Genomic DNA, 15,185 nt, shown 5'->3' with positions numbered 1-15,185 from the left:
CCGCAGGCGTGGCACATCCACCACCCACGCCAGCGCCTTCAATCATGCCTCGCTGACCGGGCAGACGGTGGCGGCCGATTCGACCGGCGCCGGGCGCAGGCCCAGCGCGATCACCACGCCGAGCGCGGCGAACAACGCGGCGCCGTACTGTGCATTGACCGTGCCCTGCAGGGCGTCGGCACTGGTTGCGGCCTGCGTGCCCCGCGCGGCGTTGGCCACCATCACCAGCACCGCCAGTCCCAACGCGCCGCCGATCTGCTGGGCGGTGGCCGCCATGCCGGACGCGACGCCTTGCTGCGGACCGGGCACGCCCTGCCCGGCCACGATCCACATCGCTGTCCAGCTCATGCCCTGGCCGATGCTGAGCACCACGATGCCCGGCAGCAGCGGCCAGTAGCTGGCACCGTGCGGCATCGCCAGCGCCACCGCGGCAATGCCGATGGCACCGGCGGCGAAGCCCCAGGCCAGTACCTGCCGTGGCGAACGGCGCCGCAGCATGCGTTCGGCAATACGGATGCCGAAGGTGCACACCAACGTCGGCAGCAGGAAGGCCATGCCGGCCTGCAGCGGGCTCCAGCCATAGCCATCCTGGAAGTAGAGCGCCAGGAAGTAGTACTGCACGCCATAGCTGCTCATGAAGGCGAAGGTCAGGCCGAGTGCCGCGCGCAGGCCCGACAGGCGCAACAGCGAAAACTGCATCAGCGGGTCACGGCTGCGTTTTTCGATCTGTACGAACACCGTCAACAGCACGGCTGAAAGCAGCAGGCAGATCAGCGTGGCCGGTGCCGTCCAGCCCCACTCCGGTCCTTGCACCAGGGTGGTGACCAGCAGGCTGCCGCCGGCGGTGACAGTGAGGCAACCGGCCAGATCGAATGAACGGCCCTGCACCCGTGGACCATCGGACGGCAACCACGCACCGGCTGCGACCGCGCACGCCGTGGCCAGCGGCACGATCACCGCCAGCACCGCCGGCCAGCCGAACGCCTGGGTCAGCACGCCACCGAGCAGCGTGCCCAGCGCCAGGCCGACCGCGCTGGCCATGCTCCAGATCGCCAGCGCGCGGTTGCGCACCGGGCCTTCGGCGTACAGCGTGTTGATCAGTGCCAGCGTGGCGGGGAACAGCAACGCGGCACCGACGCCCTGCGCGGCGCGCGCGATGATCAGCCAGGTCGCATTCGGCGCCAGTGCGCCAAGCAGCGACGCCAGTGCGAACAGCAGCATGCCCAGCCGGTAGAAACGGCGACGGCCGATCAGGTCGGCGGCGCGGCCGCCCAGCAGCAGGCTGCCACCGAACGCCACGGTGTAGGCACTGACCACCCACTGCAGCTGCTGCGCGTTGATCTGCAGCGCGCGGCCCATGTCATGCAGGGCGACGAAGATGATGGTGGCGTCCAGCGCGATGATCAGCTGCGCGGTGGCCAGCAGGGTCAACGCCCAGCGCGGGTATTTAAGGGGAGGCATCGGCGGTCTGGATCGATGGGGGAGCGCAGTCTCATTGATGCGACCGAATCAATAAACCCCCTGCCCACCATTTCTGTCATGATTTTCCGCATGAATGCAGCCTCGATGGACCTCAATGCGGTGCGCATGCTGGTGCAGGTGGCCGAAGCGCGCAGTTTCACCGTGGCCGCCGGCCAACTCGGCCTGAGCCAGTCCGGCCTGTCGCGCGCGATCGGGCGGCTGGAAGCCACGCTGGGGGTAAAGCTGCTGCAGCGGAACACCCGCAACGTGGCGTTGACCCCGGATGGCCGCCAGTTCGTGGAACAGGTGGCACCGCTGCTGGCCGGCCTGGACGATGCCGAGCGGCAACTGGCCGACCGCCCGTGCACGCCCTCGGGTACGTTGAAGATCAGTGCGCCGTCGATGTTCGGGCGCAAGGTGCTGGTGCCGATGCTGGCGCCATTGCTGGAACAGCATCCGCAACTGCAGGTGGAAGCCGTGCTCAGCGACCGCCTGGTCGATCTGGTCGAGGAAGGCTTCGATGCCGCGCTGCGCACCGGCGTCATCGCCGACCAGCGCATCGTCGCGCGGCCATTGCGGCCGCTGCGCTGGGTGACGGTGGCCAGCCCCGCTTATCTGGCCCGCTGTGGCGCACCGGACGATGTGGCCGCGCTGCAGGATCATGCTTGCCTGGCGGTGCGCAACCTGCGCAGTGGCCGGCTGGTGGACTGGCAGTTCCTGCAGGACGGGCAACTGCGCGAGTTCACGCCGCCGACGCGGATGGTGTTCGACAGCGGCGATCCGCTGGTGGAAGCGGCCATCGCTGGCATCGGCATCGTGCAGGTGATGGATTTCGCGGTGGCTGATGCCTTGGCCGACGGCCGCCTGCAGCGCGTGCTGCAGCCTTTCGAAGGCCGCAGCCGCGCGCTGTCACTGATCTACCCGCCGTCGCGCCAGCATTCGCCGAAGCTGCAGGTGCTGGCCGACGCGTTGCTGGCCGGGGATTGGTAACGCCGGCCACTGACCGGCGTCTGCAGGAATCCACCCGTTTCAGGTTTGCCGGCCAGCGGCCGGCACTACCAGGCTGTGGTCGATCCACGCCATGCGTGGATGAGGGTTGATAGCGCCGCGCATGACCCGGCGCTACCGGTGCGGCGTTGCCGGCCAGCGGCCGGCACTACCAGGCTGTGGTCGATCCACGCCATGCGTGGACGAGGGTTGATAGCGCCGCGCATGGCCCGGCGTTACCGGTGCGGCGTTGCCGGCCAGCGGCCGGCACCACCAGACTGTGGTCGATCCACGCCATGCGTGGACGAGGGTGGGTAGCGCCGCGCATGGCCCGGCGCTACCGGTGCGGCGTTGCCGGCCAGCGGCCGGCACTACCGATCAGGCGAAGCTATCGGTAGCGCGTACCAGCGCGTCCACGTTCTCGGCCTCGAACGCCGAATGGCCCGAGGCCGGGGTGATTTCCAGCTTCGCCTTCGGCCAGACCTTGGTCAGGTCCCAGGCGTTGGCCAGCGGGCAGACCACGTCGTAGCGGCCGTGCACGATCACGCCGGGAATATCGGCAATGCGGTGCGCGTCGCGCAGCAGCTGGTCTTCCACCTCGAAGAAGCCGCCGTTGACGAAGTAGTGGTTCTCGATGCGGGCGAAGGCCAGGGCGAAGTGCGGGTCTTCGTGGCTGTTGATGAAGTCGTCATCGACATGCAGGAAGCTGGTCGCGCCTTCCCACACCGCCCACGCCTTGGCCGCTTCCAGGCGGGTGGTTTCGTCGTCGCTGGTCAAGCGGCGGTGGAAGGCCGAGATCAGGTCATGACGCTCCACCGACGGGATCGGCTTCAGGTAATGCTCCCACGCATCCGGGAACAGGCGGTTGGCGCCTTCCTGGTAGAACCATTCCAGCTCCCAGCGGCGCAGCATGAAGATGCCGCGCAGGACCAGTTCGGTCACGCGCTGCGGATGGGTTTCGGCATAGGCCAGCGCCAGGGTCGAACCCCAGCTGCCGCCGAACACCTGCCAGCGATCGACCTTGAGGTGCTCGCGCAGTTTTTCGATATCGGCAACAAGGTCCCAGGTGGTGTTGTCCACCAGGTCGGCGTGCGGGGTGGAACGGCCGGCACCGCGCTGGTCGAACAGGATGATGCGGTACTTGGACGGGTCGTGGAACTGGCGCATCTTGTCGCTGCAGCCACCGCCCGGGCCACCGTGCAGCATCACCACCGGCTTGCCGTCCGGGTTGCCGCACTGCTCGAAGTACAGCGTGTGGCGGTCGTCGACCTTCAGGGTGCCGACGTCATAGGGGGTGATGGCGGGGTACAGCGTACGCATGCTTGCAGCTCCAGGGTGATGCCCTGCCGTGGCAGGAGAACCTCCATTCTAGGCCGGACGCCGGCCCAGGGTGATGCGGTCGCGTTGCTCCAGATCCTGCACGGTCTGCACCTCGGCAAAACCCGCCGCGTCGAACAGCGCGCGGATCGCCTCGCCCTGGTCCCAACCGTGCTCGATCAGCAGCCAGCCGCCGGGCAGCAGGTGGGCCTGGCCACCGTCGACGATGCGGCGGATGTCATCCAGGCCATCCGGACCCGAGGCCAGTGCGGTGGCCGGCTCGAAGCGCAGGTCACCCTGCTCCAGATGCGGATCGTCGCTGGCGATGTACGGCGGGTTGCTGGCAATCAGATCAAGACGCGCACCCTGCAGCGGCGCATACCAGTCGTGCCCGCCTTCGGCGAAGCGGACGTTGCGCAGATCATGGCGGGCGGCATTGCGCGCGGCCACGGCCAGCGCGCCCGGGCTGGCGTCGGTGGCCAGCACCTGCGCCTGCGGCCGTTCGCTGGCCAGTGCCAGTGCAATCGCACCACTGCCGGTGCCCAGGTCGGCCAGCTGCAGCGACTGGTCTGGCGGCAGGCGCTCCAGCGCCAGCTCGACCAGCAGCTCGGTTTCCGGACGCGGGATCAGCGTGGCCGGGTCGACCTCCAGGTCCAGCGTCCAGAATCCGCGACGGCCGGTCAGGTAGGCCACCGGCTCACCGGCCACGCGGCGGGCCAGCAACGCCTCGAAGGCGGCCTGGTCATTGGCGGCCAGCGGATCGGTGGCGTGGGCGAACAGCCAGCTGCGCGGGCGGTCCAGTACGTGAAGCAGCAGCAGTTCAGCCTCGTGGCGGGCTTCGATGCCGCCGAGACGGGCACTGGCCTCGGCCACGATCTGGCGCAGGGTGGGTTCGGTTTGGAAAGACATTCCGCAATTGTAGAGCCGTGCCCATGCTCGGCTGCTTCTGGAACAGCGGAGCATGGGCTCGGTTCCAGAGATCCGCGGTCGAGCGTGGCTCGACACTACAAAAAGCTGCAATCCGTTCAGGTTCTGCCGGAGGGAATAAGGAGGGGCTATCGGCCCCTTTTCGCGCCTCCGGGAGATTTCCCTTGTCACACAGCCAGTTGCAGGATGGGAGCGGCAAGGTTCAGTGCCTGCTCATGGCCAAATGATAGACTTCATCTATCAAATAGATGCAATCAATGGATTGTTCTTATCGCCAGCGAGTCGGTAACCTAGCTCCTGTCGATTCACCCACTCCCCTTCACCAGAGGAAAAACGATGTCCCTGATCAACACCCAGATCCAGCCGTTCGAAGCCAACGCTTACCACAATGGCGAGTTCATCAAGGTTTCCGACGCCAGCCTGAAGGGCCAGTGGTCCGTCCTGATCTTCATGCCGGCCGCCTTCACCTTCAACTGCCCGACCGAGATCGAAGACGCGGCTGACCATTACGCCGAGTTCAAGAAGGCTGGCGCCGAGGTCTACATCGTCACCACCGATACCCACTTCTCGCACAAGGTGTGGCACGAAACCTCGCCGGCCGTCGGCAAGGCCCAGTTCCCGCTGGTCGGCGACCCGACCCACCAGCTGACCAACGCCTTCGGCGTGCACATTCCGGAAGAAGGCCTGGCCCTGCGCGGCACCTTCATCATCAACCCGGAAGGCGTGATCAAGACCCTGGAGATCCACTCCAACGAGATCGCCCGTGACGTTTCCGAGACCCTGCGCAAGCTGAAGGCTGCCCAGTTCACCGCCGCCAACCCGAACCAGGTCTGCCCGGCCAAGTGGAAGGAAGGCGAGAAGACCCTGACCCCGTCGCTGGACCTGGTCGGCAAGATCTAACGCAGTACCGGCCTGCCGTGGCCCCACGCCACGGCGCGCCCTTCATGCCCATGCCGGTGCCCTACCGGCGTGGGGGTGAACCCAAGACAGCCAACGCTCGCCCGCCTTGGCCAGCCAGCCCCTTCCACGGTCGCTGTCTTGGGTTCACCCCTACCCCCAGCTGGTCCGCTACCTTGTACAGCGGTGCCACGCCCCCTGTTTGCCTGAAGCCAGGAGAAGACCGATGTTGGACGCCAACCTGCAGTCGCAGCTGAAGACCTATCTGGAGCGCGTGACCCGCCCGATCCAGATCACCGCGCACGCCGACGACGGCGCCAAGTCGCAGGAGATGCTGGAACTGCTGCAGACCCTGGAAAGCCTGTCGGACAAGATCTCGCTGCAAGTGCTGCGCGATGGCCAGGGCCGCGTGCCGTCCTTCGACCTGGGCACCCCGGGCCAGGACATCCACCTGACCTTCGCCGGCCTGCCGATGGGCCATGAGTTCACCTCGCTGGTGCTGGCGCTGCTGCAGGTGGGCGGTCATCCGTCCAAGGCCACCGCCGAGCTGATCGAGCAGGTGCAGAACCTGGAAGGCGAGTACAGGTTCGAAACCTACTTCTCGCTGTCCTGCCAGAACTGCCCGGACGTGGTGCAGGCGCTGAACCTGGCGGCGGTGCTCAACCCGCGCATCCAGCACGTGGCCATCGACGGTGCCCTGTTCCAGGACGAAGTCGAGAAGCGCGAGATCATGTCGGTGCCGACCGTGTACCTCAACGGCGAAGTGTTCGACCAGGGCCGCATGACCCTCGAGCAGATCGTGGCCAAGCTGGACACCAATGCCAGCAAGCGCGATGCCGAGAAGATCGCCGCCAAGGACGCCTTCGACGTGCTGGTGGTGGGCGGTGGCCCGGCCGGTGCTGCAGCGGCGATCTACGCCGCACGCAAGGGCATCCGCACCGGCATCGCCGCCGAGCGTTTCGGTGGCCAGGTGCTGGACACCATGGCGATCGAGAACTTCATTTCGGTGAAGGAGACCGAAGGCCCGAAGCTGGCCACGGCACTGGAACAGCACGTGCGCGAGTACGAGGTGGACATCATGAACCTGCAGCGCGCCAGCGCGCTGGTGCCGGCCGGCGAAGACGGCCTGGTGCAGGTGCAGCTGGAGAACGGCGCGGTGCTGAAGTCGCGTTCGGTGATCCTGTCCACCGGCGCGCGCTGGCGGCAGATGAACGTGCCGGGCGAAGACCAGTACCGCAACAAGGGCGTGGCCTACTGCCCGCACTGCGATGGCCCGCTGTTCAAGGGCAAGCGCGTGGCGGTGATCGGCGGCGGCAACTCCGGCGTGGAAGCGGCCATCGATCTGGCCGGCATCGTGTCGCATGTAACCCTGCTGGAGTTCGATTCCAGCCTGCGCGCCGATGAAGTGCTGCAGAAGAAACTGCGCAGCCTGGCCAATGTCACCGTGCTGACCAGCGCACAGACCACCGAAGTGCTGGGCGACGGCAGCCGTGTCACCGGACTGGTCTACAAGGACCGCGTCGGCGGCGACGCCCACCGCGTCGAGCTGGAAGGCATCTTCGTGCAGATCGGCCTGCTGCCCAACACCGAGTGGCTGAAGGATGTGGTGGCGCTGTCGCCGCGTGGCGAGGTCGTCATCGACGACCGCGGCCAGACCAACCTGCCGGGTGTGTTCGCTGCTGGCGATTGCACGACGGTACCCTACAAGCAGATCATCATTGCCATGGGCGCCGGTTCGACCGCCGCACTGAGCGCGTTCGACCACCTGATCCGCTCGTCGGTGAGCAACAGCAGCGGTGCCGTTGCTGAAGCGGCCTGATCCACCGTTCCCAGATCACCGGGAACATTGTCTGCCTGTCGGGTAACCATGCCGTCAGCCGGTCCGTTACCCCAGGGGTGTAAGGATGAACCTACGTGATCTGAAGTACCTGGTAGCCCTGGCCGACCACAAGCATTTCGGCCGGGCTGCCGCCTCCTGCTTTGTCAGCCAGCCCACGCTGTCCACGCAGATCCGCAAGCTGGAAGAAGAACTGGGCCTGCCGCTGGTGGAACGCGCACCGCGCAAGGTGATGCTGACCCCGGCCGGCCAGGAAGCGGCGGCACGGGCACGGGTGATCGTGTCCGAAGTGGAGCAGCTGAAGGAAGCGGCGCGACGCAGCCGCGACCCGGAAGCCGGGACGGTGCGCCTGGGGATCTTCCCGACCCTCGGTCCGTACCTGCTGCCACATGTGATCCCACGCATCCGCGAGCGCTTCCCGGAGCTGGAACTGCTGCTGGTCGAGGAAAAGAGCGATGTGCTGCTGGACCGCCTGCGCGAAGGCAAGCTGGACGCCGCGCTGCTGGCCCTGCCGGTAATCGACGACCAGCTGCATGCCGAGTTCCTGTTCGAGGAACCGTTCCTGCTGGCGGTGTCCGGGCGCCACCCGCTGGCCCGCCGCGAACACCTGGATGTGCAGGAACTGGCCACGCAGAAGCTGCTGCTGCTGGAAGATGGCCACTGCCTGCGCGACCAGGCGCTGGAAGTGTGCCGCCTGTTCGGCGCCAACGAGAAGTCCGAGTTCCGCGCCACCAGCCTGGAGACGCTGCGGCAGATGGTTGCCGCCGACGTCGGCATCACCCTGCTGCCCAGCCTGTCGGTGCAGCCGCCGGTGCCGCGATCGAACAACATCCACCTGCTCGACTTCACCGGCGAGGGCCGTCCCAGCCGTCGCATCGCCATGATCTGGCGCCGCAGCTCGGCCATGAACGACTTCCTGATGGAACTGGCCGACCAGTTCAAGCGCCTGCCGCAGGCGCTGTTCACCCTTGATGCGGTGAATGCCACCGGCGAAGCGACTGCTCTGCCCGGCCCCGCCCTGAACGGCTGAACCCCCGCAGCACCGGCCTGGAATCGGCAGGAGTCGATTCCGGCCGCATTTGTCCCCACAATACAGACAGGCGGCGCCAGCAGGTGCCGCCTTTTGCATGGCTTTCAACCAAGGAGCTTCACCATGAGTACCGCCAGCGGCCTGCCGCCGTCGATCACCGTTTCCACCTTCGACATGGACCGCCTGGACGCCATGCTCGAATCCCCTGCGCTGAGCCAGACGCCTGCCGCGCTCGCGCTTGCTGAAGAACTCAACCGGGCCACCGTGCTGGCACCGGACCAGATTCCCGAAGGCATCGTCATGATGCATTCGCGCGTGGAGTGCGAAGATGAAGTGTCGGGCGAGAAGCACGTCCTGACCCTGGTCTTCCCCCGCGAAGCCAACGTCGATGAAGGCAAGGTTTCCGTGCTGGCCCCGGTCGGCAGTGCCCTGCTCGGCCTTTCGATCGGCCAGAGCATCGACTGGAACGCGCCCGGCGGCCGCAAGCTGCGCCTGCGCGTGACCGCGGTCCACAACGACCGCCCCTGATTACCGCTGCGCACCGCGCGCGATTCGATCCCCCTGCACCAGGAGCCGTAATGAGTACCCCGTCCAAACTGTCCCAGCTGCGCGAACTGTCCGTGGTCGTTGCCGATACCGGTGACTACGAGGCGATCAAGCGCCTGCAGCCGGTGGACTGCACCACCAATCCGACCCTGGTGAAGAAGGCGCTGGACCTGCCGGTCTACGCCGAGCTGATCGAACGCGAACTGGCCTGGGGCCGCCAGCAGAGTGGCGACCGCGAAGCCGTGGTGCACGCCGTGGCCGACCGCCTGACCATCGGCGTCGGCGCGCTGCTGAGCACGCTGGTGCCGGGCCGCGTGTCCACCGAAGTGGACGCCGACCAGGCCCACGACACCGCCGCCACCGTGGCCAAGGCCCGCCAGTTCATCCAGATGTACGCCGATGCCGGCGTGCCGCGCGAGAAGATCCTGATCAAGATCGCCGCGACCTGGGAAGGCGTGGAAGCCGCACGCATCCTGCAGGCCGAGGGCATCGACTGCAACCTGACCCTGATCTTCAACCCGACCCAGGCGCTGGCCTGCAGCGAAGCCGGGGCGTTCCTGATCTCGCCGTTCGTCGGCCGCATCCTGGACTGGTACGTGGCCAACGGACAGGCCCCGGCCACCATCGATGAAGACCCGGGCGTGAAGTTCGTGCGCGGCGTGTATGCCGAATTCAAGCGTCGCGGTTCGCCGACGGTGGTGATGGGCGCCTCGTTCCGTTCGACCGCGCAGATCGAAGCACTGGCCGGCTGCGACCGCCTGACGATTTCGCCGGACCTGCTGGAGAAGCTGGACGCCGACCACGGCGAGCTGCCGCGCAAGCTGGTGGCCGGTGCCGCCGATGGCGCGGCGGTGACCCCGATCGATGCGGCCAAGTTCGCGGCGGATCTGGCGGCCGATCCGATGGCCACCGAGAAGCTGGCGACCGGCATCGAGGCGTTTGCCAAGGATCTGGAAGCACTGCGCGAGCGGATCCGCGCGGCACTGTGATTCCGGCCAACGGCTGAGCCCCTCGTGGCGGGGGGCTCAGAGCAAAAGCCGTGCTGGGTCGGGCGGGTTGGGTTCGCGGGAGACGCCGTGAATCCATCCCTGGAGGCTTGGCCGCCGCATCCATGCGGCGGACACTCCCGCGAACCCAACCCGCCCGCCCTCTGACAGTTTCCTGTGGCCGCCCGCCACGGGAGAAAGAAAGAAGAGCAAAAGCGGGTCGCGCGCTTCGCTTGCTTGGATCGGAGCATGGCTATGCCGGTCGTCCTGACCGGCACCCTCCGGGCCGTCGCAAGCGACGTTGGCAGCGGCTCCTGCCGCTGCCTTCAGCTCTACAGAAAGCACTGCAGGACCAAACAAAAAGGACACGGCGAACGCCGCGTCCTTTTTGTTTTTCTTCAGTTCGTCAGTAACCAATGCTCTCGCCCACCGTCACCGGGAAACTCTCGGAGGTGGGGCGGTGTGGGTTGGCAGGACCGTTGGCGCCATGGATGGCGCCATCGAGCCCCCAGGGGTGAGGGCGCTTTGCTTGCGAAGCACTGCTTCGCAAGCGCCCGAACGCCCAGCCGCCAGCGGCTGGGCCGGACCGCGGAGCGGGGTTCACGGCGTGTCCTGCCAACCCACACCGCCCCACCCAACCCGCAGAAACCCAGAGCCGCTTTGGCTTTCAGCCGTTGACGTTGCCCGCCGCAGGCGGACCACCGCGCGTCAGCGCGGCGCCTCCACATCCAACCCGATCGGGCAGCTCACGCCGGTGCCGCCGATGCCGCAGTAGCCGTTCGGGTTCTTCGCCAGGTACTGCTGGTGGTAATCCTCGGCGTAGTAGTACGCCGGTGCCGGGTACATGATCTCAGTGGTAATCGGGCCGTAGCCGGCCGCATCCAGCTGCGCCTGGTAGGCCTCGCGGCTGGCCAGCGCGGCCTTGTACTGCGCCTCGTCGGTAGCGTGGATCGCCGAGCGGTACTGGGTGCCGGTGTCATTGCCCTGGCGCATGCCCTGGGTCGGGTCGTGGCTCTCCCAGAACAGCTGCAGCAGGCGCTCCAGGCTCACCACCGCCGGGTCGAACACCACCTGCACCACTTCGGTGTGCCCGGTCAGGCCCGAGCACACTTCTTCATAGGTCGGGTTCGGGGTGATGCCGCCGGCGTAGCCGACCGAGGTGCTGTACACGCCCGGCTCGGTCCAGAACTTGCGCTCGGCGCCCCAGAAACAGCCCAGCGCGAAGCGGATCTGCTGCAGGCCGGCGAAGCGGTCCTTCAGCGGATGGCTGTTCACGAAGTGCTGGTTGCTGTGCAGCGGCAATGGCTGCTCGCGCCCCGGCAATGCCTCTTCCGGGCGCGGCAGGCGCTGCTTGAAGGCGCCGATGCCGAGGATGCCCTGGCCAATTCCCAACATGATGCGCTCCTACGCCGGAAGTCCGGCTATGTCGTCTGCATCTGAAATGGGGGCGTCCGGCGCGTGGCCCAAGTCCAGCGCCGCCACGATGTCCTCGGCCTGCGGGCGTGCCGCATCGGGGATTCCCACCCGCAGCACACCGAACAGCGGCAGCTCGCCCATGCCGCCCAGCAGCTGCTCGCCAAACACGAAGGCCGGGATGCCGGCATCTTCCAGCGCGTGCTTGACCAGGTGGGCGTCGAACAGGTTGTCGGCCTTGTACACGATGTGCATGCGGCGGCTCCGTGGGACAGGGTTCCAGCATACGCCCGGGGGCTGAATGGTGGTGGTGACGGCGCATGACCGTTCTGCCGGCCAGCGGCCGGCACTACCCATCCACCTTCCGGTAGCGCCGGCAGCGGGCCTGCGGAATGTGGATCGCCGTGCAGTTGGGTAGTGCCGGCCGCTGGCCGGCATCCCCACACCCCACCGGGCAGCCCTGCCCCGTACGCGCTAGACTGTTGGTCTTTCTGCCCTTTTTCGCCCCAGACTCATGTCCGAGCACACCCCCGCCAGCCCCGAGACCCCCGCCGACAGCCACGAGAAGCGCGATTTCATCCGCCAGATCGTGCGCGAGGACCTGGCCAGCGGAAAGCACCAGGCGATCAAGACCCGCTTCCCGCCGGAGCCGAACGGCTACCTGCACATTGGCCACGCCAAGTCGATCTGCCTGAACTTCGGCATCGCCGGCGAATTCAGCGGCGTCTGCAACCTGCGCTTCGACGACACCAACCCGGCCAAGGAAGACCCGGAATACGTGGCCGCGATCCAGGACGACGTGCGCTGGCTGGGCTTCGAGTGGAACGAGCTGCGCCATGCTTCGGACTACTTCCAGGCCTATTACCTGGCCGCGGAGAAGCTGATCGAGCAGGGCAAGGCCTACGTCTGCGACCTGTCGGCCGAGGAAGTGCGCGCCTACCGCGGCACCCTCACCGAACCGGGCCGCCCGTCGCCGTGGCGCGACCGCAGCGTCGAGGAAAACCTCGATCTGTTCCGCCGCATGCGCGCAGGCGAGTTCCCGGATGGCGCGCGCACCCTGCGCGCGAAAATCGACATGGCCAGCGGCAACATCAACCTGCGCGATCCGGCGCTGTACCGCATCAAGCACGTCGAGCACCAGAACACCGGCAACGCGTGGCCGATCTACCCGATGTACGACTTCGCCCACGCGCTGGGTGATTCGATCGAGGGCATCACCCACTCGCTGTGCACGCTGGAGTTCGAAGACCACCGCCCGCTGTACGACTGGTGCGTGGACAACGTCGATTTCGCCCATGACGACGCGCTGACCCAGCCGCTGGTCGATGCCGGCATGCCGCGCGAAGCCGCCAAGCCGCGCCAGATCGAGTTCTCGCGTCTGAACATCAACTACACGGTGATGAGCAAGCGCAAGCTGATGGCGCTGGTCACCGAGCAGCTGGTGGACGGCTGGGAAGACCCGCGCATGCCGACCCTGCAGGGCCTGCGTCGCCGTGGCTACACCCCGGCCGCGATGCGCCTGTTCGCCGAGCGCGTGGGCATCAGCAAGCAGAACTCGCTGATCGACTTCAGCGTGCTGGAAGGCGCGTTGCGCGAAGACCTGGACAGTGCCGCGCCGCGCCGCATGGCAGTGATCGATCCGGTCAAGCTGGTGCTGACCAACCTGCCTGAGGGCCATGAAGAACAGCTGACCTTCAGCAACCACCCGAAGGACGAGAGCTTCGGCAGCCGCGACGTGCCGTTCGCACGCGAAGTGTGGATCGACCGCGAGGACTTCGCCGAAGTGCCGCCGAAGGGCTGGAAGCGCCTGGTGCCGGGTGGCGAAGTGCGCCTGCGCGGCGCCGGCATCATCCGCTGCGACGAAGTGATCAAGGATGCCGACGGCACCATCACCGAGCTGCGCGGCTGGCTGGATCCGGAATCGCGTCCGGGCATGGAAGGCGCCAACCGCAAGGTCAAGGGCACCATCCACTGGGTCAGCGCCGTGCATGGTGTGCCGGCCGAGATCCGCCTGTACGACCGCCTGTTCTCGGTGCCGAACCCGGATGATGAATCGGAAGGCAAGACCTACCGCGATTACCTCAATCCGGAATCGCGCCGCACCGTCACCGGCTATGTCGAGCCGGCCGCGGCCAGCGCCGCGCCGGAGCAGTCGTTCCAGTTCGAACGTACCGGCTACTTCGTCGCCGACCGCCGCGACCACACCGAAGCCACGCCGGTGTTCAACCGCAGCGTGACCCTGCGCGATACCTGGTCGGCCTGAGGACCTGCGCGGGCGCCAGCACGGTGCCCGCACGCCATCGACAATGATCACCGCCCTCTCCGTCCTGTTCTGGTTCATCTCGCAGCATCCGCTGCTGACGTTCTTTGCAGCGATGGTGCTGGCCGGGCTGGTCTCGTGGTGGCGGCGCTTTCCGGGCTACGCCATCGTGGTGTTCCCGCTGGCGATGCTCAACATGTTCTTCGGCCACTTCCTCAACGCCACCTTCCTCAACGTGGTGGGCGAGCGTGGTGAAGCGGTGATCGTCAAGGCCGAGCGAACCAGCTCCACGCTCAACGAGCAGTACATCTGGCGCTACGAAGGGGTGCTGCGTACCGCCGAGGGCCGCGACGTGGACGTGGTGTTCCACACCAACACCGCTTCGCTGTGGCCGCTGGAAAACGCCATCCGTATCCCGGCGCGCGACCAGCCGTTCGTGGTCAAGTACACGCCGGGCTTCCCACGCAACTTCGTCATCCTCACCAATGAATCCCCGCACGGCGTCGCCCAGGCCCGGGCCAGCGCGCGCGAGCGGGTGGAGGTGGCGGCACGCAAGCTGCATTTCAGCCCGGGCAATGCCGAGTTCCGCGCGGACTATCGCCGCGAGCTGGAAAGCTGGCTGCGCGACCACGGCAACGATCCGCAGCAGCAATCCGACGCGCAGCGATATCGCGCCGAACTCGACGCGCTCGACCGCTAGATGCCCAGGCCCTGCCTGGATGTTCCACCCCATCCACCCCACAGGCCTGACATGACCACGACCTCCGCCGCTCTCCTCCCGCTGCTGCAGCAGGTCCTTCAGGACGCGGGCGTCGCCAGCCACGTCGACGGCAACGCGCTGCTGCTGGACAGCGGCCTGCGCCTGACCCCGCATGCAATGGCCGCACACGCGCGCGACAACGGTGGTTGGCAGACCTCCACCGTCATTGAAAGCCAGCATCCGCAGTTGTTCGCCGATGGTCTGTTCGAGTACCAGCACGCAAATGGTGCCGATGAGCAGGCATCGCTGTTGTCCGGCTTCCAGGCCTGGGCCCGGGTGGACCTGGTGACCCTGCAGACCGCGATCGGCGCCCAGGACGCACCGGGCCTGCCGATGATGGGCCTGACCTATCCGGCCGGTGACAATGGCGAGGAACACGAGCGCACTGTAGTGCTGGGGCCGTTGGCGCACTACCGTGCACAGGAAGTGGATGCCTCCACCTGCAGCGAAGACGATCATGGCTCCTGCCCCTGCTGCCTGTTCACCCGCAGCATGGAGGCCTTCGACGAGCTGCTGAAAGCCCGCCAATTCCTCGCCATCCGCCTGTTCGCCTCGCGCGATGCCGACGGCCTGTGCGAGGCCGATTGCCGGGTCAACGGCCACGACTTCGCCGCCGCCCTGCCCCTGCTGCGCGCCTACGCGGCCAGCTGGCCGCAGGCCGGGCTGGAGTTCCGTAAGCAGTACGTGGTGATCCGCACCGGCTCGCCGGGCTGACCCACGCCCACACCCGGTACAGGCCCGTGCGGCTACACTGCGCGCCGGTT

The 15,185-nt window shown here is 67.0% G+C and carries 15 protein-coding genes; 9 read left to right on the top strand and 6 right to left on the bottom strand.

Going from position 1 to position 15,185, the window contains the following annotated elements; all coding sequences use genetic code 11:
* Positions 1-42: 42 nt before the first annotated feature.
* The gene (locus tag AC5P9P_RS11420; RefSeq protein ID WP_111188658.1) at positions 43-1,461 is read right to left on the bottom strand and encodes an MFS transporter; all 1,419 of its coding nucleotides are present in this window, start codon (positions 1,459-1,461) and stop codon (positions 43-45) included.
* Positions 1,462-1,566: 105 nt separating this feature from the next.
* On the opposite strand from AC5P9P_RS11420, the gene AC5P9P_RS11415 reads away from it, so the two are divergent.
* Positions 1,567-2,451, top strand: coding sequence for a LysR family transcriptional regulator (locus AC5P9P_RS11415; RefSeq protein WP_033834184.1), 885 nt, complete (start codon positions 1,567-1,569; stop codon positions 2,449-2,451).
* A 375-nt stretch (positions 2,452-2,826) separates the two neighbouring features.
* On the opposite strand, the gene pip is transcribed toward AC5P9P_RS11415, so the two are convergent.
* Positions 2,827-3,768 (bottom strand): prolyl aminopeptidase, encoded by a 942-nt coding sequence (gene pip / locus AC5P9P_RS11410; protein ID WP_014646006.1) that lies wholly within the window; start codon positions 3,766-3,768, stop codon positions 2,827-2,829.
* Positions 3,769-3,816: 48 nt separating this feature from the next.
* Positions 3,817-4,674 carry a peptide chain release factor N(5)-glutamine methyltransferase gene (gene prmC / locus AC5P9P_RS11405; protein WP_033834170.1) on the bottom strand — a complete coding sequence of 286 codons (858 nt, stop codon included), beginning with the start codon at positions 4,672-4,674 and terminating at the stop codon, positions 3,817-3,819.
* A gap of 354 nt (positions 4,675-5,028) precedes the next feature.
* Between prmC and ahpC the strand changes: the two genes are divergently transcribed.
* From ahpC to AC5P9P_RS11380, 5 genes are all read left to right on the top strand, one after another.
* A complete protein-coding gene (ahpC, locus tag AC5P9P_RS11400; RefSeq protein WP_005408159.1) occupies positions 5,029-5,592 on the top strand; it encodes an alkyl hydroperoxide reductase subunit C in 564 nt (187 codons plus the stop codon).
* 223 nt (positions 5,593-5,815) lie between these two features.
* The gene (gene ahpF / locus AC5P9P_RS11395; protein WP_005408158.1) at positions 5,816-7,408 is read left to right on the top strand and encodes an alkyl hydroperoxide reductase subunit F; all 1,593 of its coding nucleotides are present in this window, start codon (positions 5,816-5,818) and stop codon (positions 7,406-7,408) included.
* A gap of 85 nt (positions 7,409-7,493) precedes the next feature.
* Positions 7,494-8,456 carry a LysR substrate-binding domain-containing protein gene (locus AC5P9P_RS11390; protein ID WP_111109069.1) on the top strand — a complete coding sequence of 321 codons (963 nt, stop codon included), beginning with the start codon at positions 7,494-7,496 and terminating at the stop codon, positions 8,454-8,456.
* Between the two features lie 123 nt (positions 8,457-8,579).
* On the top strand, positions 8,580-8,984 hold the full coding sequence (gene rnk, locus AC5P9P_RS11385; RefSeq protein WP_005408156.1) for a nucleoside diphosphate kinase regulator: 405 nt from the start codon (positions 8,580-8,582) through the stop codon (positions 8,982-8,984).
* 50 nt (positions 8,985-9,034) lie between these two features.
* A complete protein-coding gene (locus AC5P9P_RS11380) occupies positions 9,035-9,991 on the top strand; it encodes a transaldolase (RefSeq protein ID WP_049431743.1) in 957 nt (318 codons plus the stop codon).
* Positions 9,992-10,027: 36 nt separating this feature from the next.
* On the opposite strand, the gene AC5P9P_RS11375 is transcribed toward AC5P9P_RS11380, so the two are convergent.
* From AC5P9P_RS11375 to AC5P9P_RS11365, 3 genes are all read right to left on the bottom strand, one after another.
* Positions 10,028-10,405, bottom strand: a complete 378-nt coding sequence (locus AC5P9P_RS11375) for a hypothetical protein (RefSeq protein WP_152904947.1) — start codon at positions 10,403-10,405, stop codon at positions 10,028-10,030.
* Between the two features lie 291 nt (positions 10,406-10,696).
* Positions 10,697-11,362 carry a peptide-methionine (S)-S-oxide reductase MsrA gene (msrA, locus tag AC5P9P_RS11370; protein WP_049402197.1) on the bottom strand — a complete coding sequence of 222 codons (666 nt, stop codon included), beginning with the start codon at positions 11,360-11,362 and terminating at the stop codon, positions 10,697-10,699.
* A gap of 30 nt (positions 11,363-11,392) precedes the next feature.
* A complete protein-coding gene (locus tag AC5P9P_RS11365) occupies positions 11,393-11,656 on the bottom strand; it encodes a putative signal transducing protein (protein WP_005408153.1) in 264 nt (87 codons plus the stop codon).
* Between the two features lie 259 nt (positions 11,657-11,915).
* Here AC5P9P_RS11365 and AC5P9P_RS11360 point away from each other — a divergent pair, with 259 nt between their 5' ends.
* Genes AC5P9P_RS11360 through AC5P9P_RS11350 form a run of 3 tightly spaced genes read left to right on the top strand, consistent with a single transcriptional unit; the run spans position 11,916 to position 15,135 of the window.
* Positions 11,916-13,664, top strand: a complete 1,749-nt coding sequence (locus AC5P9P_RS11360) for a glutamine--tRNA ligase/YqeY domain fusion protein (protein WP_049454333.1) — start codon at positions 11,916-11,918, stop codon at positions 13,662-13,664.
* Positions 13,665-13,707: 43 nt separating this feature from the next.
* Entirely contained in the window at positions 13,708-14,361 is a 654-nt protein-coding gene (locus AC5P9P_RS11355) for a membrane protein (RefSeq protein WP_033834174.1), read from the top strand.
* A gap of 51 nt (positions 14,362-14,412) precedes the next feature.
* Entirely contained in the window at positions 14,413-15,135 is a 723-nt protein-coding gene (locus tag AC5P9P_RS11350) for a DUF6348 family protein (RefSeq protein ID WP_049402195.1), read from the top strand.
* Positions 15,136-15,185 lie beyond the last annotated feature (50 nt).

This window comes from Stenotrophomonas sp. YJH_SMC_14-1 (assembly GCF_059372275.1).
The sequence above is the reverse complement of the archived record's forward strand: the minus strand, read 5'-3'. Positions and strand labels throughout refer to the sequence as shown.

Coding starts and splice junctions, on each gene's coding strand:
- pip (WP_014646006.1), bottom strand. CDS start 3,768: ATGCGTACGCTGTACCCCGCCATCACCCCCTATGACGTCGGCACCCTG.
- AC5P9P_RS11360 (WP_049454333.1), top strand. CDS start 11,916: ATGTCCGAGCACACCCCCGCCAGCCCCGAGACCCCCGCCGACAGCCAC.
- AC5P9P_RS11365 (WP_005408153.1), bottom strand. CDS start 11,656: ATGCACATCGTGTACAAGGCCGACAACCTGTTCGACGCCCACCTGGTC.
- AC5P9P_RS11355 (WP_033834174.1), top strand. CDS start 13,708: ATGATCACCGCCCTCTCCGTCCTGTTCTGGTTCATCTCGCAGCATCCG.
- prmC (WP_033834170.1), bottom strand. CDS start 4,674: ATGTCTTTCCAAACCGAACCCACCCTGCGCCAGATCGTGGCCGAGGCC.
- AC5P9P_RS11350 (WP_049402195.1), top strand. CDS start 14,413: ATGACCACGACCTCCGCCGCTCTCCTCCCGCTGCTGCAGCAGGTCCTT.
- AC5P9P_RS11390 (WP_111109069.1), top strand. CDS start 7,494: ATGAACCTACGTGATCTGAAGTACCTGGTAGCCCTGGCCGACCACAAG.
- ahpC (WP_005408159.1), top strand. CDS start 5,029: ATGTCCCTGATCAACACCCAGATCCAGCCGTTCGAAGCCAACGCTTAC.
- ahpF (WP_005408158.1), top strand. CDS start 5,816: ATGTTGGACGCCAACCTGCAGTCGCAGCTGAAGACCTATCTGGAGCGC.
- AC5P9P_RS11380 (WP_049431743.1), top strand. CDS start 9,035: ATGAGTACCCCGTCCAAACTGTCCCAGCTGCGCGAACTGTCCGTGGTC.
- rnk (WP_005408156.1), top strand. CDS start 8,580: ATGAGTACCGCCAGCGGCCTGCCGCCGTCGATCACCGTTTCCACCTTC.
- AC5P9P_RS11415 (WP_033834184.1), top strand. CDS start 1,567: ATGGACCTCAATGCGGTGCGCATGCTGGTGCAGGTGGCCGAAGCGCGC.
- AC5P9P_RS11420 (WP_111188658.1), bottom strand. CDS start 1,461: ATGCCTCCCCTTAAATACCCGCGCTGGGCGTTGACCCTGCTGGCCACC.